This is a genomic window from Pseudomonas putida (assembly GCF_002025705.1).
Classification (GTDB): Bacteria; Pseudomonadota; Gammaproteobacteria; order Pseudomonadales; family Pseudomonadaceae; genus Aquipseudomonas; species Aquipseudomonas putida_J.
The window spans coordinates 5,156,646-5,176,414 of record NZ_CP018846.1 but is presented as its reverse complement, the minus strand read 5'-3'; the positions used below and the strand labels follow the sequence as shown (position 1 = coordinate 5,176,414).

Annotated in this window: 19 protein-coding genes and 1 pseudogene; 1 reads left to right on the top strand and 19 read right to left on the bottom strand. The window is 64.0% G+C overall.

The annotated features are described in order from the left end of the window. Window positions 1-6: 6 nt before the first annotated feature. From urtE to urtA, 5 genes are all read right to left on the bottom strand, one after another. Window positions 7-705 carry an urea ABC transporter ATP-binding subunit UrtE gene (gene urtE, locus BUQ73_RS23500; RefSeq protein ID WP_060486116.1) on the bottom strand — a complete coding sequence of 233 codons (699 nt, stop codon included), beginning with the start codon at window positions 703-705 and terminating at the stop codon, window positions 7-9. 145 nt (window positions 706-850) lie between these two features. Continuing rightward, window positions 851-1,708 carry an urea ABC transporter ATP-binding protein UrtD gene (gene urtD / locus BUQ73_RS23495; RefSeq protein ID WP_192858672.1) on the bottom strand — a complete coding sequence of 286 codons (858 nt, stop codon included), beginning with the start codon at window positions 1,706-1,708 and terminating at the stop codon, window positions 851-853. Next, on the bottom strand, window positions 1,705-2,784 hold the full coding sequence (gene urtC / locus BUQ73_RS23490; protein ID WP_079229884.1) for an urea ABC transporter permease subunit UrtC: 1,080 nt from the start codon (window positions 2,782-2,784) through the stop codon (window positions 1,705-1,707). The genes urtD and urtC overlap by 4 nt, the downstream gene beginning before the upstream one ends. Next, window positions 2,784-4,304 (bottom strand): urea ABC transporter permease subunit UrtB, encoded by a 1,521-nt coding sequence (gene urtB, locus BUQ73_RS23485; protein WP_416171802.1) that lies wholly within the window; start codon window positions 4,302-4,304, stop codon window positions 2,784-2,786. Before urtB ends, urtC begins: the two co-directional genes overlap by 1 nt. 88 nt (window positions 4,305-4,392) lie before the next feature. Next, a complete protein-coding gene (gene urtA / locus BUQ73_RS23480) occupies window positions 4,393-5,658 on the bottom strand; it encodes an urea ABC transporter substrate-binding protein (protein WP_079229882.1) in 1,266 nt (421 codons plus the stop codon). Window positions 5,659-6,005: 347 nt separating this feature from the next. On the opposite strand from urtA, the gene BUQ73_RS23475 reads away from it, so the two are divergent. Further along, window positions 6,006-7,463 (top strand): hypothetical protein, encoded by a 1,458-nt coding sequence (locus tag BUQ73_RS23475; protein WP_152031598.1) that lies wholly within the window; start codon window positions 6,006-6,008, stop codon window positions 7,461-7,463. A gap of 77 nt (window positions 7,464-7,540) precedes the next feature. Here the strand turns inward: BUQ73_RS23475 and BUQ73_RS28290 are convergent. The 14 genes and pseudogenes from BUQ73_RS28290 to cbiE form a co-directional block, all read right to left on the bottom strand. Continuing rightward, a pseudogene (locus tag BUQ73_RS28290) lies at window positions 7,541-7,681 on the bottom strand (D-serine/D-alanine/glycine transporter); the annotation flags it as partial. Between the two features lie 73 nt (window positions 7,682-7,754). Continuing rightward, window positions 7,755-9,161: a D-serine/D-alanine/glycine transporter gene (gene cycA / locus BUQ73_RS23470; protein ID WP_079229880.1), complete on the bottom strand. Its 1,407-nt coding sequence runs from the start codon at window positions 9,159-9,161 to the stop codon at window positions 7,755-7,757. Window positions 9,162-9,376: 215 nt separating this feature from the next. After that, a complete protein-coding gene (locus tag BUQ73_RS23465) occupies window positions 9,377-10,744 on the bottom strand; it encodes a PepSY-associated TM helix domain-containing protein (RefSeq protein ID WP_079229879.1) in 1,368 nt (455 codons plus the stop codon). Between the two features lie 58 nt (window positions 10,745-10,802). Beyond that, a complete protein-coding gene (locus BUQ73_RS23460) occupies window positions 10,803-12,860 on the bottom strand; it encodes a TonB-dependent copper receptor (RefSeq protein ID WP_079229878.1) in 2,058 nt (685 codons plus the stop codon). 66 nt (window positions 12,861-12,926) lie between these two features. Next, window positions 12,927-13,364, bottom strand: coding sequence for a DUF2946 domain-containing protein (locus BUQ73_RS23455; protein WP_079229877.1), 438 nt, complete (start codon window positions 13,362-13,364; stop codon window positions 12,927-12,929). A 25-nt stretch (window positions 13,365-13,389) separates the two neighbouring features. After that, complete coding sequence (locus tag BUQ73_RS23450; RefSeq protein ID WP_027920795.1) at window positions 13,390-13,875, bottom strand: copper chaperone PCu(A)C; 486 nt, start codon at window positions 13,873-13,875, stop codon at window positions 13,390-13,392. Window positions 13,876-13,921: 46 nt separating this feature from the next. Then, complete coding sequence (locus tag BUQ73_RS23445; protein ID WP_079229876.1) at window positions 13,922-14,311, bottom strand: DUF2946 domain-containing protein; 390 nt, start codon at window positions 14,309-14,311, stop codon at window positions 13,922-13,924. Window positions 14,312-14,432: 121 nt separating this feature from the next. Beyond that, entirely contained in the window at window positions 14,433-15,287 is an 855-nt protein-coding gene (locus tag BUQ73_RS23440; RefSeq protein ID WP_079229875.1) for an SPFH domain-containing protein, read from the bottom strand. Window positions 15,288-15,314: 27 nt separating this feature from the next. Continuing rightward, entirely contained in the window at window positions 15,315-15,752 is a 438-nt protein-coding gene (locus BUQ73_RS23435) for an NfeD family protein (protein ID WP_054887815.1), read from the bottom strand. A gap of 121 nt (window positions 15,753-15,873) precedes the next feature. Further along, a complete protein-coding gene (vapC, locus tag BUQ73_RS23430; RefSeq protein WP_079229874.1) occupies window positions 15,874-16,293 on the bottom strand; it encodes a type II toxin-antitoxin system tRNA(fMet)-specific endonuclease VapC in 420 nt (139 codons plus the stop codon). Continuing rightward, on the bottom strand, window positions 16,293-16,523 hold the full coding sequence (gene vapB, locus BUQ73_RS23425) for a type II toxin-antitoxin system VapB family antitoxin (protein ID WP_079229873.1): 231 nt from the start codon (window positions 16,521-16,523) through the stop codon (window positions 16,293-16,295). Before vapB ends, vapC begins: the two co-directional genes overlap by 1 nt. A gap of 77 nt (window positions 16,524-16,600) precedes the next feature. Further along, the gene (locus BUQ73_RS23420; RefSeq protein ID WP_079229872.1) at window positions 16,601-17,335 is read right to left on the bottom strand and encodes a cobalt-precorrin-6A reductase; all 735 of its coding nucleotides are present in this window, start codon (window positions 17,333-17,335) and stop codon (window positions 16,601-16,603) included. Further along, the gene (locus BUQ73_RS23415) at window positions 17,332-18,426 is read right to left on the bottom strand and encodes a cobalt-precorrin-5B (C(1))-methyltransferase (RefSeq protein WP_079229871.1); all 1,095 of its coding nucleotides are present in this window, start codon (window positions 18,424-18,426) and stop codon (window positions 17,332-17,334) included. The genes BUQ73_RS23420 and BUQ73_RS23415 overlap by 4 nt, the downstream gene beginning before the upstream one ends. Beyond that, window positions 18,419-19,630 (bottom strand): precorrin-6y C5,15-methyltransferase (decarboxylating) subunit CbiE, encoded by a 1,212-nt coding sequence (gene cbiE / locus BUQ73_RS23410; protein WP_079229870.1) that lies wholly within the window; start codon window positions 19,628-19,630, stop codon window positions 18,419-18,421. The genes BUQ73_RS23415 and cbiE overlap by 8 nt, the downstream gene beginning before the upstream one ends. Window positions 19,631-19,769 lie beyond the last annotated feature (139 nt).

Genomic DNA, 19,769 nt, shown 5'->3' with positions numbered 1-19,769 from the left:
GGCAGATTAAATGGTTACCAGCCCGCGCACACCTTCGGCTTGCATGTTTTCACCGCGGCCGCGCTGGATGATCTCGCCACGGGCCATGACCAGGTACTGGTCGGCCAGTTCTTCGGCAAAGTCGTAGAACTGCTCGACCAGCAGGATCGCCATGTCACCACGTTCGGCCAGGCGCCGGATCACCGCGCCGATTTCCTTGATCACCGAGGGCTGGATGCCTTCGGTCGGCTCGTCGAGAATCAGCAACCGAGGGCGGCTGGCCAGGGCGCGGCCGATGGCCAGCTGTTGCTGCTGGCCGCCGGACAGGTCGCCGCCACGGCGTTGCTTCATCTGCTCCAGCACCGGGAACAGCTCGTAGATGAATGCAGGCACTTCCCGCGCTTCGCGGGCCGGGAAACGCGACAGGCCCATCAGCAGGTTTTCTTCGACGGTCAGGCGCGGGAAGATCTCGCGGCCCTGGGGCACGTAGGCGATCCCGGCGTGGACCCGCTGCTGGGGCTTGAGCGTGGTGATCGGCTTGCCTTCCCACTCGACGCTGCCGTCGCGGGCTGGCACCAGGCCCATCAGGCAGCGTAGCAGGGTGGTCTTGCCCACACCGTTGCGGCCGAGCAGGCAGGTGACTTCGCCGACCTTGGCTTCGAAGGACAGGCCGCGCAGGATGTGGCTGCCGCCGTAGTACTGGTGCAGGGTGTCGATCTTTAGCATGTTGGGTTCCTGGGAATTCTTCGTTGCCTGTGCCGGCCCTTTCGCGGGTGAACCCGCTCCCACAGGGACCGCGCAGTTCTCGAGACCAGCGCCGAACCTGTGGGAGCGGGCTTGCCCGCGAAGAGGCCGGCGCAGGTATCCATGTCTAGCGGCCCAGATACACCTCGACCACCCGCTCATCTGCCTGCACCTGTTCCAGCGAGCCTTCCGCCAGCACACTGCCCTGGTGCAGCACGGTCACGTGGTCGGCGATGCTGCCGACGAAACCCATGTCATGCTCCACCACCATCAGCGAATGCGTGCCGGCCAGGCCCTTGAACAGCTCGGCGGTGAATTCGGTCTCGGCATCGGTCATGCCCGCCACCGGTTCGTCGAGCAACAGCAGTTGTGGCTCCTGCACCAGCAGCATGCCGATCTCGAGGAACTGCTTCTGCCCGTGCGACAGCAGGCCCGCCTGGCGTTGGGCCAGGGGCAGCAGGCGCAAGGTGGTCAGCACTTCTTCGATGCGCTGGCGCTGTTCGCCGCCAAGGCGCGCGGCCAGGCTGGCCCACACCGACTTGTCGGTCTTCAGTGCCAGCTCCAGGTTCTCGAACACGGACAATGCCTCGAATACCGTGGGCTTCTGGAACTTGCGGCCGATACCCGCCTGGGCGATCTGGTATTCGCTCATGCGGGTCAGGTCGAGGGTGTCGCCGAAGAAGGCGCTGCCGGTGTCGGGGCGGGTCTTGCCGGTAATCACGTCCATCATCGTGGTCTTGCCGGCGCCGTTGGGGCCGATGATGCAGCGCAGTTCGCCAACGCCGATGTACAGGTTCAGCGCGTTGAGGGCCTTGAAGCCGTCGAAGCTGACGCTGATGTCCTCAAGGCTCAGCACCGTGCCGTGGCGGGTGTCGAGGCCGGCCTTGCGGGTTTGGCCCAGGCCGATCGCTTCGCGGCCGTTGCCGAGGTTGTCGAATACCGGTTCAAGCATGAATTCGGGATGTACCGGGGGCACGCCTCTCATGGCTGGCTCCTTTTCTTCAACAGGCCGACCACGCCCTTGGGCAGGTACAGGGTGACGAGGATGAACAGCGCACCGAGGAAGAACAGCCAGAACTCTGGGAAGGCCACGGTGAACCAGCTCTTCATGCCATTGACCAGGCCGGCGCCGAGCAGCGGGCCGATCAGCGTGCCGCGCCCGCCCAGGGCTACCCAGACGGCGGCTTCGATGGAGTTGGTCGGCGACATTTCGCTGGGGTTGATGATGCCCACCTGCGGCACGTACAGCGCCCCGGCCAGGCCGCACAGCACGGCGCTGAGCACCCACACCAGCAGCTTGAAGCCACGTGGGTCGTAGCCGCAGAACATCAGGCGGTTTTCCGCGTCGCGCACAGCGGTGAGCAGGCGGCCGAACTTGCTCTGGGTCAGGCGCCAGCACAGGTACAGGCTGGCCAGCAACAGGCCGACGGTGAGCAGGAACAGCACCGCGCGGGTGCCTTGGGCGGCGATGTCGAAGCCGAGGATGGTGCGGAAGCTGGTGAAACCGTTGTTGCCGCCAAAGCCGGTCTCGTTGCGAAAGAACAGCAGCATGCCGGCGAAGGTCAGGGCCTGGGTCATGATCGAGAAGTACACGCCCTTGATCCGCGAGCGGAAGGCAAAGAAGCCAAACACCAGCGCCAAAAGACCAGGTGCCAGGACCACCAGGCATAGGGCCCAGGCGAAGTGCTGAGTACCGGCCCAGTACCAGGGCAGCTCGGTCCACGACAGGAAGGTCATGAACCCCGGCAGGCCGTCACCTGCCGCCTGGCGCATCAGGTACATGCCCATGGCGTAACCGCCGAGGGCGAAGAACAGGCCGTGGCCCAGCGACAGCAACCCGGCATAACCCCAGACCAGGTCCAGTGCGAGGGCGACGATGGCGTAGCAAAGGATCTTGCCGACCAGCGTCAGGGTGTAGGCCGAGACTTGCAGCGAGTGATCAGCCGGCAGCAGCGACAGCAGTGGCAGGGCCACCAGCAGCAGGACGACAACCGCGCCAATGGCCAGCGACAGCCGTGGCCCGGCCTTTTGCGTAGCGGTGACAAGCAGTGGCTGGTTCATCAGTCGATTACCCGTCCCTTGAGGGCGAACAGGCCTTGCGGGCGCTTCTGGATGAACAGAATGATCAACGCAAGGATGAGGATCTTGCCGAGCACCGCACCGATCTGCGGCTCCAGCAGCTTGTTGGCGATGCCGAGGCCGAACGCTGCCCAGAGGCTACCGGCCAGTTGCCCGACACCGCCGAGCACCACCACCAGGAACGAGTCGATGATGTAGCTCTGGCCCAGGTCCGGACCGACGTTGCCGACCTGGCTCAGGGCAACGCCGCCAAGGCCGGCGATGCCAGAGCCGAGGCCGAAGGCGAGCATGTCGACACGCCCGGTGGAGACGCCGCAGCAGGCGGCCATGTTGCGGTTCTGGGTGACTGCGCGCACGTTCAGGCCCAGCCGCGTGCGGTTGAGCAGCAGCCAGGTCAGCAGCACCACAGCCAGGGCGAAGCCGATGATCACCAGGCGGTTGTAGGGCAGCACCAGGTTCGGCAGCAACTGGATGCCGCCGGACAGCCAGGCCGGGTTGCTGACTTCGACGTTCTGCGCGCCGAACAGCAGGCGAATGGCCTGGATCAGGATCAGGCTGATGCCCCAGGTGGCCAGCAGGGTCTCCAGCGGGCGGCCGTAGAGGTGGCGGATCACCGTGCGTTCCAAGGCCATGCCGACCCCGGCGCTGACCGCGAAGGCCACCGGCAGGGCGATCAGCGGGTAGAACTCGATGGCGCCGGGGGCGTAGCGCTGCAGCAGCACCTGGACCATGTAGGTGCTGTAGGCACCGAGCATGAGCATCTCGCCATGGGCCATGTTGATCACCCCCAGCAGGCCGAAGGTGATTGCCAGGCCTAGCGCTGCCAGCAGCAGGATCGAGCCCAGCGACAGGCCGCTGAAGGCCTGGCCAAGCAGTTCGCCGATCAGCAGCTTGCGCTTGACCTGGGCGAGGCTGGTTTCGGCGGCGGTACGCACTCCGGGGTCGCTCTCGGCATCAGGTTGCAGCAGGGCTTCAAGGCGGGTACGGGCCAGCGGGTCACCGGTTTCGCCGAGCAGGCGCACGGCAGCCAGGCGCACTGCTGGCTCGCTGGCGCCCAGTTGCAGGTTGGCCAGTGCCAGGCCGAGGGCAGCATGCACGGCGGCGTCCGGTTCGCTGGCGAAGCGCCGGTCGAGGAAGGCCATCTGCGCCGGTTGCGCGCTCTTTTGCAGTTGCTGGGCGGCGGCCAGGCGGGTCGCGCTGTTGTCGCTGAGCAACTGGTGGCTGGCCAGGGCGTTATCGATCAGGCCGCGCAGGCGGTTGTTCAGGCGCACCTTGCGCGTGTCATCGGCGGCGATGCGGCCCTCGCGCAGGTTTTGCAGCAATGGCAGGCGTGCGGCATCGGGTTGCGCCGCCCAGCCTTCGAGCAGGCTGGCCTGCTCGGCGGGCTTGGCGGTGAGGAAGAATTCGCCCTCGCTGGCCTGGGTGGCCAGGGGTAGCAGCAGGAATAAAATGAGCAGGAGTCTGAGCATTCGGGCAGTCCTGAAAATCGGCGGTGGATTCATCGCGGATAAATCCGCTCCTACAGGTTCTGCGCAGCCCTTGTAGGAGCGGATTTATCCGCGATAGGGCTGCAAAGCAGCCCCAATGCACTCAGTTACCTTTCACTGCATAGTCAGGCCGCTTGTCGTTGCCCGGAATGAACGGGCTCCACGGCTGTGCCCGCAGGGGCTGCTCGGTCTCCCAGACCACGCTGAACTGCCCGTCATCCTGGATCTCGCCGATCATCACCGGCTTGTGCAGGTGGTGGTTGGTCTTGTCCATGGTCAGGGTGAAGCCCGACGGTGCCTTGAAGGTCTGCCCGGCCAAGGCTTCGCGGACCTTGTCGACGTCGGTGGACTTGGCCTTCTCGGCGGCCTGGGCCCACATGTGGATGCCCACGTAGGTAGCTTCCATCGGGTCGTTGGTCACCGCCTTGTCAGCGCCCGGCAGGCCCTTGGCCTTGGCGTAGGCCTTCCAGTCGGCGACGAACTTCTGGTTGACCGGGTTATCCACCGATTCGAAGTAGTTCCACGCCGCCAGGTGGCCCACCAGCGGCTTGGTGTCGATGCCACGCAGTTCTTCTTCGCCCACCGAGAACGCCACCACCGGTACGTCGGTGGCCTTCAGGCCCTGGTTGGCCAGCTCTTTGTAGAACGGCACGTTGGAGTCGCCGTTGACGGTGGAGATGACCGCCGTCTTGCCGCCCGCGGAGAACTTCTTGATGTTGGCGACGATGGTCTGGTAATCAGCGTGACCGAACGGCGTGTACACCTCTTCGATGTCCTTGTCGGCCACGCCCTTGCTGTGCAGGAAGGCGCGCAGGATCTTGTTGGTGGTGCGCGGATAGACGTAGTCGGTGCCCAGCAGGAAGAAGCGCTTGGCGCTGCCACCGTCCTCGCTCATCAGGTACTCGACGGCTGGGATCGCTTGCTGGTTGGGCGCAGCGCCGGTGTAGAACACGTTCGGCGACATCTCTTCACCTTCGTACTGCACCGGATAGAACAGCAGGCCGTTGAGCTCTTCGAACACCGGCAGCACGGATTTGCGCGACACCGAGGTCCAGCAGCCAAACACCACCGCGACCTTATCCTGGGTCAGCAACTGGCGGCTCTTTTCAGCGAACAGCGGCCAGTTGGAGGCCGGGTCGACCACCACCGGTTCAAGCAGCTTGCCGTTGACCCCGCCTTTGGCGTTGATCTCGTCGATGGTCATCAGCGCCATGTCCTTGAGCGAGGTCTCGGAGATGGCCATGGTGCCCGACAGCGAATGCAGGATGCCGACCTTGATGGTTTCGGCGGCCTGGATGCTCCAGCTCAGGCCCATCGCCGCGATTGATGCGCTGAGGGTAAAAGCCTTGATCAGACTGCGTCGCTTCATTTGGTCACTCCGATGTGAGGGTTGTGGTGCTGGCAGGTCGGAGATTGCAAAGGCTGTGCCGAGCGCCGGAAGGCTTGTCATAGAGCGTTTGTGCGACGAATCGGAGCGTTTGGTGCGTTCAACATGGTGCTTGCCGCTCTGGCCTGCACAGTATTGGGGCCTGGGGTGGGTGATCACTTTTGACAGACGATCGCTCCAGATCCCGTTCGCGCCTGTCGCTGGCGCACCTCTCATGGACCTCAATCGCCTGTAGGAGTCGGCTGTACCTGACATTTTTGCCAGTAGGCGCAAGGGTATGGCGTGGCTATCGTGTGCTGACCCGAACCCATATCCGGAGTTGATCAAAAATGAGAGGCACAACTTACAGTGCTGCAAAGCCTGTCATGTTCATGGCATCACTTCTGCCCATGCTGCTGAGCGGGTGTACGCAGGATGCACAACTGGCACAGGGCGAAAGTCCGGTGGTGGCAGCGGTTGCAAATGAACTGGGAGGCAGCCACTTCATCAAAGGCCATTCGGAACGCAATACCCAGGGTTATACGATCGAGAGCGGCACTCTTTCGGGGCCCCTCACGGACAGGGTCGACGGCTCGTTGGTCGTGGTCACTGACCAGGATGGGGCGATAACGGCGATCATTGACCGGCCCGGGCGGCGCGGTACGCTGCATGTCGATAAGGCGGGTGGGCGCCGATTTCTAGAAGAGCCGCCTTATGATTATATGAAGCCGGATACCGTGGAGGGGCTTGCAGAGTCCGCTTCCGCACCTGCTGCAAATACGCCTGACAACACAGAAATAATCGATGCCCTGGTACTTTTCTCGACCAAGGCGCTGGCAGTGCTGAATGCCGATCCAGTGGCATTCGCGCTGGCACAACTGGAAACGGCCAACCTGGGGTTGCGAAACTCACAGGTGGCAGGGGTGCAACTGCGCCTGGCAGGTGTTCGCGTGACCGAAACCGATCTCCCCGTCGATGGTACTGGCCTGAAACAAGTTCAAAGCATGTTGACACCACTGCGCCCGGACTATCAGCAGGATATCAACGTGGGTTACTTCGACGCCTCACCCTATGCCGGCATGGCCTACAAGCCTGGCTGGGACAGCCTCAATAGTATTCATTATCCGCTGGCATTTCGGCATGAAGTTGGCCATAACGCGGGGGGTGACCACTGTAACGAAGATGGCCGAGACGATTATCGCTTCGGCTACCAGACCGCAGGTGGCGCTCACACGTTCCTGTGCGGTAACAACGTGCCGTACTATTCGAATCCTCAAGTCACTTATGACGGCAGGCCTTTAGGTAATTCAAGAACCGCCGACATGGCCAGGCTCTGGCGTGAGCAGGCAGGTCGGTTGAGCGGGTACAGCCCTGAGTTCCAAGGCGCCCGACTGATCTATGTATCCGACCAGGCACAGGCGCGTGTGACCGTGGCACCTTCCCAGGCGAGGCTACGGGTAGGAGTGGTTGCACTTTCCAGTGACGTGGGCCCGACCGCACTGACCTTCGGTGGAGAAGGCACCACGACCTTGGCCGTAAAACTGACTGCAGAGGATGGGAGTGTGCGGTCCGTCAAATTCAGGGCACAGAGGGAAGTAGCGGGATGCCCCGGGTTCACCACCATGAACAGCTACGTTGTCTGCAATCCCGGCTCTGGTGGTGCGCAGTTGCTCCTTCGCTTCGCCCGTGAAGACAACCCGCAACTGCCCCCAGGTTGGTACAACGGCACAGTGAAGCTTGAAGCGCGTAATGCCGATGATCCGAACTGGTCGCTGCCAATCCTGGTGAGCCTGGCAGTGCACCGCTAAGGAGAGTGTGGCAGGAGCGCTCTTGCATCGAGAGCCCCTGCCTGCCAATCAATTATCCCGTGTATCACTCAGTATCACTTCAGGTACGACAGCAGGATCAACGCCCAGACGAACATGAACAACACCGCCGCAACGGTAGTCACCACTGTGAACGCCTCGACCACGTTCGGTACCAGGTAGATCAGCACCGCCCCCAGCAGCAGGCAGGTGCAGGAAAAGCGCTTGGCCCGCCGGGCGTTTTACCCGCTTGCACGCGTGTTACGAAGGGCTGCAAAGCAGCCCCCGAGGCCATTAGCCGTTACGCACGGCGGTGCGTGGATGACGGCGACTACGCACGAACTGGTAGGTCACTGCCAGCAGCAGGAACCAGATTGGCGTGACGATCAGCGCCGAGCGGGTATCCGCCTCCAGGCTCAGCAGCACCAGGATGAAGGCGAAGAACACCAGGCACACGTAGCACATGAAGCGCCCGCCCGGCATCTTGTAGTTCGACGCCTGATGAAGCGCCGCGCGGTGTTTGCGGTACTTCAGGTACGACAGCAGGATCAGCGTCCACACGAACATGAACAGCACAGCCGACACGGTGGTCACCAGGGTGAACGCTTCGACCACGTTCGGCACCAGGTAGATCAGCACCGCGCCCAGCAGCAGGCAGGCGCAGGAGAAGAACAGCCCGTTGGCTGGCACCGAGCGGCTCGACAGCTTCTCGAACGCCGTGGGTGCATCGCCTTCCTGGGACAGGCCGTAGAGCATGCGGCTGGTGGAGAACACGCCGCTGTTGGCCGACGAGGCCGCCGAGGTCAGCACCACGAAGTTGATGATGCTCGCCGCCGCCGGCAGGCCGGCCAGCACGAACAGTTCAACGAACGGGCTCTTGCCCGGTACTACGTCGCGCCATGGGGTTACCGCCATGATCGCGATCAGTGCCAGCACGTAGAACACGATGATCCGCACCGGGATCGAGTTGATCGCACGCGGCAGGGTGCGCTCGGGGTTCTTCGCTTCGGCAGCGGTGGTGCCCACCAGTTCGATACCGACGAACGCGAATACGGCAATCTGGAAACCGGCGAAGAAGCCCATCAGGCCATTGGGGAACATGCCGCCGTCGTTCCACAGGTTGGCCAGCTGCGCGGTGCGACCGCTGGGCGAGGTGAAGCCGGTGATGACCATGTACAGGCCGGTGGCGACCAGGCCGAGGATGGCGACGATCTTGATCAGGGCGAACCAGAACTCCATCTCGCCGAACATTTTCACGGTGACCAGGTTCAGCGACAGCAGCACCGCCACGCAGGTCAGCGCCGGTATCCACTGGGGCAGCTCGGGGAACCAGAATTGCGTGTAGGCGGCGATCGCCACCACGTCGGCAATGCCGGTGACCACCCAGCAGAACCAGTAGGTCCAGCCGGTGAAGTAGCCGGCCCAGGGGCCGAGCAGGTCGGCGGAGAAGTCGATGAACGACTTGTAGTTGAGGTTCGACAGCAGCAGTTCGCCCATGGCGCGCATGACGAAGAACAGCATGAAGCCGATGATCATGTAGACGAAGATGATCGATGGGCCCGCCAGGCTGATGGTCTTGCCCGAGCCCATGAACAGGCCGGTGCCGATCGCGCCGCCGATGGCGATCAGCTGGATGTGGCGGTTGGTCAGGTTGCGCTGCAGATGCTGGTCATCTGGCGTGGTGGGTTGAGTTTGCGTCATCAAGCTGCATTCCCTTGAAAGGTCAGTCTTCTTGTCAGAGGTAGCCGGTTAGGCTAACACGCTCGTGCCAGATAGGGGCGCGACAGATCGACTCGACTTTTGGGGTGCAACATTCTCCTGTACCGGCCTCTTCGCGGCTAAAGCCGCTCCTACAGGTATTGTGCTATCCCTGTGGGAGCGGGTTTACCCGCGAAGAAGCCAGTGCAGGTTAAGACTCAGGCGCTGGCCAGCACCCGACGGCGCCGGACCACCAGGCTATCCACCACCCACATCACCACCATCGACACCCCCACCAGCGGGAACATCACGCCCAGCACCAGCATGACCCCCACCGCTGCCTTCCAGCGCGGCAGGTCATGGCGCAGCGGTGGCACCCCCAGCCCACCTTCAGGCCGGCGTTTCCACCACATCACCAGCCCGCTCACCGAACCCAGCAGGATCATCAGGCATACCAGCAGAATGATGATCTGGTTCAGCGGCCCGAACATCTTGCCCTCGTGCAGCATCACGCCAAGCTCGGTAGCACGCGCCACCGGGCTGTAGTCCTGCCAGCGCACATCGGCCAACACCTTGCCGGTGTACTGGTCGACATGCAGGGTGGCATCGTTGCGCGGGTCGTCGGCGAACACTGCAATGGTGTACACACCCTCTGCAGTGGTCGGCGCGGTGATGCTGTAGCCCGGCTCCACCTGGCGCGCAGTGGCGATGTCCTGCACCTGCTGCAGGGTCACCTGTGGCGCGGCTGGCGCACTGTCCATCATGTGATGCCCGGCATGCTCGGCATGCGCGCCGGATTGCGGCATGGGGGTGTTCTCCATCGCCCACGGCACGGTCTGGCGATGGGCGTTGTTGAGCACGCGGGCCTCCTGGTCCGACTTGGGCACGTCGTTCCACATGGCCGCCGGGAAGCGGTTCCACAGATCGGCGTACTGTTTGCCCCACATGCCGGTCCAGGTCATGCCGCTGACCAGCATCAGCAACAGCAGGGCAGAACCCCAGAAGCCGGTCACCGCATGCAGGTCACGCCAGAACACTCGGCCTTTTGCCGCGAAGCGTGGCCACAGCACACCGGCACCGTTGCGCCCGCGTGGCCACCAAAGGTACAGGCCCGACACCACCAGCACGATGCCCCAGCCTGCGGCGAGCTCCACCAGGCGGTCACCGACCGTGCCGACCATCAGTTCACCGTGCAGGGCGCGGGCGATGGCCTGGAGGTTCTGCTTGCCGTCCTGCTCGCCAAGTATCTTGCCGCTGTACGGGTCGACGAAGACGTTCAGTTCGCGGCCAGCGTCATGCACCACGAATTGCGCGCTGCGCTCGGCATTGATCGGCGGCAGGTACTGGCCGACATGGCCTTGCGGGTAAGCCTGGCGCACTTCGGCCAGCATCGTATCGGCGCCCTGGCGATGGTGGCCGGCTTCGACCACCATCAGGTCACGGTACAGCAGCGGGTCGAGTTGCGGTTTGAACAGGTAGATGATCCCGGTGATCGCCAGCAGGATCATGAACGGGGCCACGAACAGCCCCGCATAGAAGTGCCAACGCCAGGCCAGGTTATAGAAATTGATGCGTGTTCCTCTCATGGGAACCTCCTGTGTGACCAGCAGATGGGCGCAACCCAAGTTGCGCCCGTTGTTGTTGTCAGAAGCTGAAATCGACCTTGGTCCAGAAGGTCCTGCCTGGCTCGTTCACCGGCTGTGGATCACTGGCCGGGTAGCCGAACCCGGCATTCCCGGCCAGGTTCAGGTGCTCGGCGTAGGCCTTGTCGAACAGGTTGTCGACCCCTGCGCTGAGCTTGAGGTTGTGGTTCACCTTGTAGGCGCCGTTGAGCGAGAACACGCCGAAGCCGGCGCTCTTGTCGAAGTCCTTGCCGACCACGTTGCCCTGGTTTTCGGCAATGCGGTTCTGCGCTGCCACCAGCCGCCACAGGGCACCGGCGCTCCAGCTGTCGCGGCTGTAGGTCAGGCCCAGGCGACTTTCCAGCGGTGGCATCTGTGGCAGTGCCTTGCCATCGCTGCTGTTCTTGCCCCAGGCATAGGCCAGGGTGGCGTCTGCCTTCCAGCGCTCGCTCAATTTGTAGGCCGCACCCAGTTCGCCGCCCATGATGCGGGCGTCAATGTTCTGCGCCTGCGTGCTGCTCATGCCCATCATCCCGGTGCGGTAGTCGAACAGGATGTAGTCACGAATCTGCCCGACGTAGCCCGATGCCCAGGCTTCCAGGCGCTCGTCGCGGTACTGGATACCGAAGTCGAGCTGGGTGGTCTTCTCGGGCTTGATGCTGTCGAAGGCATTCACCGAGCCGGCTGGGCCCTGGTCCGGGGAGAACAGCTCCCAGTAGTCCGGGAAGCGCTGGGCGTGGCCGAGGCCGATGTAGGTGGTGGCCGGCAGTGCTGCCAGGTCGTGCTCGTAGCGGACGAAGCCACTGGGCAGCGTGTCGGCGCGGGTGTTGCCGTTGGTGGCGCTGTCATCACGGAAGTCCCGAGCCGAGGCACGGTCCAGGCGGGCGCCGGTGATCAGGCGATCTTCACCGGTGGCGTACCAGGTCAGTTCAGCGAACGCACCGTAGTTGTGGAAATCGGCATCCTTTTCCCAGGGTTTGTCCTTGTAGGTGTCGATGCCCATGGCGCTGCGTGCGCGGTGCTCGTTGGTCTGCGCGTCGATGCCGCTGACCAGTTGCACGTCGGCCCAGCGCCAGGTGGCCTTGATGCGTGCGCCCAAGGTGCGGCGGTCGACGGCGGCGGCCATGGGGCCGGCCATCATGCCGGTGCCCGAGGGGGTACGCAGGCTGTAGTTGTCCATCACGTGGTCGGCGTAGTTGTAGTAGACCTGCGCCTCGACCTTGTCGAGCACTTCGCCGAGGTTGGACTTTTCAAAACGCAGGCCCAGGCTTTCGCGCTTGAACTGCGCGCCATCCATGCCACGGCCGGCATAGCGTGCCTCGCCGTCGCCCTTGCCTGCGGTGAGTTCAAGCAAGGTGTCCTGGTCGGGGGTCCAGCCCAGGGCCACGTCGCCGTTCCATTTCTCCCAGCGCGAAGGCACGGTGTCGCCGTTGCCGTCGTCGTAATCGTCCGAATGCGACTGGTTGCCGACGAAGCGCGCGTAGCCCTGGCTGTTGCCGGCGGCAGCGTCGAGCACCTTGTCGAAGCGGCCATTGGAGCCGGCCAGCAGGCTGGCGTTGACCCGGCTGCCGAGGGTGCCGAACTTTTCCGGCTCGCGCTCGAAGAGGATCGTGCCCGCTGAGCCGCCTGGCCCCCAGATCACGCTTTGCGGGCCTTTGATCACGGTGAGGCGGTCGTAGGTTTCCGGTGCGATGTAGGAGGTCGGGGCATCCATGCGGTTGGGGCAGGCGCCGAGCATCACGCCGCCGTTGGTGAGGATGTTCAGGCGCGAGCCGAACATGCCGCGCAGCACCGGGTCACCGTTGGTGCCACCGGCGCGGATGGCCGAGAAGCCGGGGATGGTTTTCAGGTAATCGGCACCATCGCTGGCCGGCACTGGCTGGCGCGGGTCCTTGGGGTTGGTGACCACGGTCAGCGGCGAGCTAGGCGCAAGCGCGGTGATTACCATCGGGCTCAGCTCGGCCTCGGGGCCTTCATGGCCAGGGTCGGCGGCCAGGGCCATGGGCGCGAGCAGCGAGCCGCACAGTGCGGCGAATGTCCCACGCAGGGAAGTGGCTAAAACAGGGGTGCAGCCGGACATAGTGATTCCAGTCGATCAGTCATGAGTGTGCGCGAAGCCTCCTGGCTCCGTGCGATAACGGTGGTGTCAGACGCTGATCGAGAGGGGCGGCGCGCGGCTGCGCGCACCGGGGAACACGGCCTGCCGGGCATGGCCCTGGCGCGTGGGGGCGGGGATGAGGGTAGGGGGAACTGCGCTGGCGACGCTGAGCGGGCTGAGGGTTTGCGGTAAGGCGGGGCAGTTGAACAGCAGGCTGCAATAGCCACACTTTTCCCACATTACATGCAGTTGGCCATCGTCGCCGTGGCCGTGATGGCTGTCGCTGGCATGGGCGTGAGCGGCCGGCATGGACATCGACATGTCCATCGGCATGCTCATGCCGGCGTGGTGGTCCATCGGCATCGATTGGGAAATCAATGGGCCGATGAAGATCATCCACATGGCGAACAGGCTCAGCCAGCCGCCACCGACGCGCCTGCGTTCAGGGCGGGTGGTACGGCTGAGGCTGTTGCGCGGCAGGCTCATGCTGGCGAGCGCTTGTCAGCGGGTATCAGTGCGCGTGTTCGTGGGCCTGGGGCTGGTCCGCTGGCGCCTGCTTCTGTACGGCCACGTCGACGGTGATGTCGCCGGCCTTCTCGAAGTGCAGGGTCAGCGGGAAGCGCTTGCCGTCGGTGAGCAGGCTGCGGTCCTTGGGCTGCATCAGCATCACGTGGTAGGCGCTGGGGGCGAAGGTCAGGTCCTTGCCAGCGGGCACCACCACGCTCTGCACCTGCTGCATCTTCATGGCGCCGCTGGCGCTCATGGCATGCTCGTGCAGTTGCGCGTCATCGCTGATCGGGCTGTCGACGCTCAGCAGGCGGTCATCGGCCTTGCCGTTGTTGTGCACGACGAAATAGGCGGCGACGTTAGGTGCGTTGGGCGGTAGTTGCAGCGACCAAGGGTGGGCGATGTGCAGGTCGCCCACAGTGTATTCATGTGCGTTGGCGTAGGCGCCGGGCAGCAGCAGGGCAGCCAGTACAAGAGCTTGCTTGAGCATGGTGAGTCTCCGATCTGTTCAGGTTCAGGCAGACAGCGTAATGAACTCAGACCAGGGGAGAGGCACGGGGATTGAGCGCAGGCCATAGCTGGCGCGGCGTGGGCTGGTAATCGATCAGCGGCGGTGCATGCCCGGCCAGCAGTGTGGGCGGGTTGTGCAGTTGCGGCGGGTAACCCGGCAGGGCCAGCAGCGGTGCAGCGCCCGAACAGCACCAGCAGTGCTGCATGTTGGAGTGCTGATCGCCTTGCGTGCCGAGGTCGATCTTGGCCAGGGCCTGGACATCGGGCTTGGCCTTGCCGGCCAGGCTGGAACAGAAAGCCCCCCACAGCAGCTGCTCTGCCGGGCCCTTGGGCGCGGCAGAAGACAGCGGCATGGCCAGCAGGTTGAACAGCACTGCAAGGCAGGCTATCCAGGCAATGTGCCGACGTGGGGGCATGGAGAGATCCGGTCAGGAATCGTGGGCGGTATTGTAAGGCGGAGTATAGGTAAAAATGACGGGGTGCGGTGAAGTGACGCAGGTGGGGCGGTTTGGGGCTGCGTAGCAGCCCCGGCAATGTTCAAGCCTTGTTGCGGCCCATCAGGCCACGTACGGTCTCCTGCAGGTCCGCTGGCAGCACCACGACCTTGGCATTGCTGCTGTTGGCCAGGTTCTCCATGGCGCCCACATAACGCTCACCCAGCAGGTACATGGCCGGCACGGTCTCGTTGCCCACCGCTTCCTTGACCAGCGAAATCGCCCGCGCCGAAGCTTCGGCCAGGTTGATCTGCGCCTCGGCATCCAGTTTGGCCGACTGCAGGCGCGCTTCGGCTTCGAGGATTGCTGCCTGCTTGGCGCCTTCGGCGCGGGTCACGTCGGCTTTGCGCTCACGCTCGGCGGCCGCCTGGCGCTCCATGGCCAGCTGCATGTTCTCCGAAGGCTTGATGTCCTGGATCTCCACCGAGCGCACGGTCACGCCCCAGTCTTCGGTCTGCTCGGACATCGCCTCGCGCAGGCGCGCCTTGATCTGCTCACGGCTAGACAGTGCTTCGTCCAGGTCCATGGCACCGACGATGGCGCGCAGCGAGGTCATGGTCAGGCTGGTGACGGCGAACGAGAAGTTCTGCACACCATAGGAGGCCTTTTGCGGGTCGACCACCTTGGCGAAGCACAAGGCGTTGGCGACGATCACCGCGTTGTCCTTGGTAATGATTTCCTGTTCCTGCACGTCGAGGATGATGTCTTTGGTCGGCAGGCGATAGGCGACCACATCCATGTACGGGATAACGATGTTCAGGCCGGGTTTGAGCGTGCTGTGGTAGCGGCCCAGGCGCTCGACGATCCACTCTTCGCCCTGGGGCACGATACGCACCCCCTTGAACACGGTGATCAGGACGAACAGGGCGATGGCGCCGACGACGATGAGACTGGTCATGATGCAAACTTCCTTTTAAATGCCAATTCAGGCCCGGACGACCCGGGCGGTGTTGCCTTCGATGGCGACGAGCCGCACGCGCTCGCCGGCGGGGATGTCGCCGTCGGCGACGCAGGTCCATTCCTCGTTGCCGAGCAGCGGCTTCTGGAAGCGCACGCGGCCTTTCTGGAATTGCGAGACGCTGCTGGTCAGCAGCCCGACTTCACCGATCACGCTGTCGGCAGTCCAGCGCACGTCGGGTTGCTTGCGCTTGAACAGCTTGAACCAGAGGAACGTGGTCACCGAGGAGAACAGCACCCACAGCAGCACCTGCATGTCCAGTTGCAGGGCGGGGGCGGCCAGGGCGATGAGCGAGACCAGCACGGCACCGATGCCGAACCAGATGATGAAGAACGTGGGCAGGACCAGTTCGAGCAGGATCAGGCCGATGCCGAAGACCAGCCAGATCCACCATTGCATTTCCATATGAGTGACGCCTTCCGAGGGGAGGGCAGAGTCTAAAGTGCTGAGTGGGCGAATGGCCACTCGGAAGTTTCTGAGCGTTTCGTTTCCGTCGAGGGCGGGATGAGTAGGGGATTTCGCCTCTTCAGGTCCGGCCTGCAGGAGCAACCAGCCAGTCTTCAACTCGTAACCCCGGAACTCGTTGGAATTCACGCAGGTTGTTGGTCACGAGCACCAGCCCCCGAGCTCGGGCATGGCCCGCTATCAGCTGGTCGAATGGACCGATTGGTGTGCCAGCCAGTGCCAGCTCTGCACGTAATTGCCCACTGTGCTCCGCAGCGTGGCTATCGTAATCGAGCACTTCAAGGCGGGCAGCGAAGCCTTCCACTATCGAAAGATTGTGCTCGGGGTGTGCTGACTTCTCTGCGCCGTACACCAGTTCCATCAACGTAACGGTACTGATTGCCATCTGACCGTGGTGGCGGTTGAAGGCTTCGCGAACCACTTGTGGCTTGTTCTTGATAGTGAAGATGCAAATGTTCGTGTCGAGCATGTACCTGAGCATTAGAACCCTTCGCGTTCCTGGTCGGCAGGTTGATCGCGGCTGGCCATGAAGTCCGTGCTTGCGTCATTGCTGTCAAACCAGCTGTCCCATGATTCCCCTGCAGGTGAAATGATGCGGGTACGGCCAACGGCAACGATGTCGACACGGGTTACTTCATCGGGAAGGGCGACGGATTTCGGCAAGCGGATGGCCTGGCTGCGGTTGCTTTTGAAGATTGCACCTTGCTCCATGATGGGCCTCCTTGGAAGCAGCAAACTGTGACTGAAGTTTAAGTTGGCGAGCGTATATGTCAACGGGATATACGTTCTCATGCCATTTCAAGCATAGCCTTCAACTTGGCCAGCAGCGGGCCTGTCTGGGTGAACTCAAGGTCAACTTCCGGTAGCGGCGGACGCTTCAGGACAAGTACCGGCACACCGCGGTCCCTGGCCACCTCGAGCTTCGGCTCAGTCGCCACGCTGCCGCTGTTCTTGCTCACCAGCACATCGATGCGACGTCGTTCAAACAGTGCCCGCTCGTCTGCGATCTGAAACGGCCCGCGTGCGCCGATCACCTCGCAGCGTTCATTGCCAGGGCAGGCTTCCAGGGCTCGCAGGGTCCAGAACTGCTCTGGCGGAATCTCCTCAAGATGTTGCAGCGGCTCGCGCCCAAGGGTGAACAATGGCCGCCGAAACGGCTTGAGTGCCTCGATCAGCGCAGCCCAGTCATCCACCTCACGCCAGTCGTCCCCCGCCTGCGCCTGCCAGGCCGGGCGGCGCAAGGCCCAGCAGGGGATGCCGGCTGCCTGCGCGGCGCTGGCAGCGTTACGGCTGATCTGTGCGGCATAGGGGTGGGTGGCGTCGATCAGCAGGGTGATGCCGGCTTCACGCAGGTAGGCGGCCAGGCCTTGCGCACCGCCATAGCCACCGACCCGCACCTGGCAGGCCAGGTCCTGCGGTACGCGGCCAATACCGGCCAGGCTGTAGATGTGCTCGGGGCCGAGCTGGCGGGCGATGGCCAGCGCTTCGGTGACACCGCCGAGCAGGAGGATACGGGGCGTCATTGCACACCGGCCTTGCCGACGATGCCGCCCTGGCGGTCGATGGCGAACACTTCGACGTGTACCTGTGCCGGCACCACACTGCGGGCAAAGGCCAGGGCATGGGCGCACACCGCATCGCCCAGGGCGATGCCTGCGGCGTGTGCCAGGGCCAAGGCTTGCTGGCTGGTGTTGGCGGCAATGATCGCCGCTTGCAGCTCGGCGTCGGCGCCGATGTCCGCTGCCCAGCCGGCCAGTTGCGGCAGGTCGATGCTCGAATGGCGGCTGTGCAGGTCCATGTGGCCGGCCGCCAGCTTGCTGATCTTGCCGAAACCACCGCACAAGGTCAGGCGTGGCACTGGCACTTTGCGCACGTGCTTGAGGACGGCACCGACAAAATCGCCCATCTCGATCAGGGCGATCTCCGGCAAGTTGTAGACCCGGCGCATGGTGTCTTCACTGGCGTTGCCGGTGCAGGCGGCGATATGGGTGTAGCCATTGGTGTGGGCGACATCGATGCCCTGGTGGATCGAGGCGATATAGGCCGAGCAAGAGAAGGGCCGGACGATGCCGCTGGTGCCGAGGATCGACAACCCGCCAAGGATGCCCAGGCGTGGGTTCATGGTCTTCAGCGCCAGCGCCTCACCGCCTTGTACATTAACCGTGACCTCGAAGCCGCCCGGATAGCTGCAGGCGTCGGCCAGCTGCTGCAAATGCTCGCTGATCATCCGCCGAGGGACTGGATTGATGGCGGGCTCACCCACCGCCAGCACCAGGCCGGGGCGGGTGACGGTACCGACGCCGAAGCCTGCGACGAAGCGAATGCCGGGTTGTTCCTGCAAGCGGATCTGGCTGTAGAGCAGGGCGCCGTGGGTGACGTCCGGGTCGTCGCCGGCATCCTTGAGGGTGCCGGCTTCGGCGCGCTCGCCGACCAGGCGGCAGAACTCCAGGCGCATCTGCACCACCTTGCCCTTGGGCAAGGTGATGTTCACGGCGTCGTCGCACTGACCGGTCAGCAGCAGCTTGGCAGCCGCGAGGCTGGTGGCGGTGGCGCAGCTGCCGGTGGTCAGGCCGCTGCGCAGGGGCGCGGGTTGCTCGTGGGTTTCTTCACGCATCGAGGGGTTTCACCACGTCGAGCAAGGTAATCGGCAACGCCTGGCGCCAGGTATCGAAGGCGCCCAAAGGCTGGGCCTGGGCGACATGGATGCGGGTAAGCTCGCCGCCATGCTGTTCACGGAAATGCGCCAAGGCCAGTTCGCTCTGCAGGGTGACCGCATTGGCCACCAGCCGCCCACCGGGGCGCAAGCGTTCCCAGCACAGGGGCAGCACGCCTTCGCGGGTGACGCCGCCGCCAATGAAAATGGCGTCAGGGCGTTCCAGCTCGGCGAGGGCTTCGGGGGCCTTGCCACGAACCAGTTGCAGGCCGGGGACACCCAGGGCATCGCGGTTGTATTCGATGAAACCCTGGCGGCCTTCGTCGGCTTCGATGGCCAGGGTGCGACAGGCAGGGTGGGCGCGCATCCATTCGATACCGATCGATCCACAACCGGCGCCGACGTCCCACAGCAGTTCGCCGGGCTGCGGCGCCAGGCGCGCCAGGGTAATGGCGCGCACGTCGCGCTTGGTCAGCTGGCCGTCATGGCGGAAGGCGCTGTCCGCCAGCCCGGGCACACGCGACAGGCGCACGGCATTAGGGCTGGCCAGGCATTCGATGGCCACCAGGTTGAGGTCGGCCACTTCAGTGGCGGGCCAGTCATCGGCGATGGCGCAAAGGTGCCGTTCGGCCGCGCCACCGAGGTGTTCCAGTACGTGCAGACGGCTGGGCCCGAAGCCGCGCTCGCGCAGCAGTGCAGCGATGGCCGCAGGGCTATCGCCAGCGTTGCTCAGCACCAGCAGGCGCTGGCCGCTGTACAGGTGCGCATTGAGCGCGGCCAAAGGGCGTGCGACCACCGACACCACGTGCACGTCCTGCAGTGGCCAGCCCAGGCGCGCGGCGGCCAGGGCGCAGGAAGAGGGCATCGACAGCACCTGCATTTCTGCAGCCGGCAGTTGCCGCGCCAGGCTGGCGCCGACGCCAAAGAACATCGGGTCACCGCTGGCCAGCACGCAGACCGGCTCACCGCGCAGGGCCAGTACCGGGGCGAGAGAGAACGGGGTTGGCCAGTCCTGTCGCTGGGCGCCGATGCAGCGCGGCAACAGGGCCAGTTGCCGCGGGCTGCCGATGATCCGCGAGGCGCCCAGCAGGGCGCGCCGGGCCTGTTTGCCCAGGCCGCTGAAGCCGTCTTCGCCGATGCCTACTACTGTCAGCCAGGGGGTCATTGCTACCTCTTTGGGATCTGGGGCTGCCGTGCAGCCCATCGCGACACAAGACCGCTCCTACAGGGTGCGGTGTTTCCTGCAGGAGCGGCCTTGTGTCGCGATGGGGCGCACAGCGCCCCCAAAATTTCTGCTCAATCGC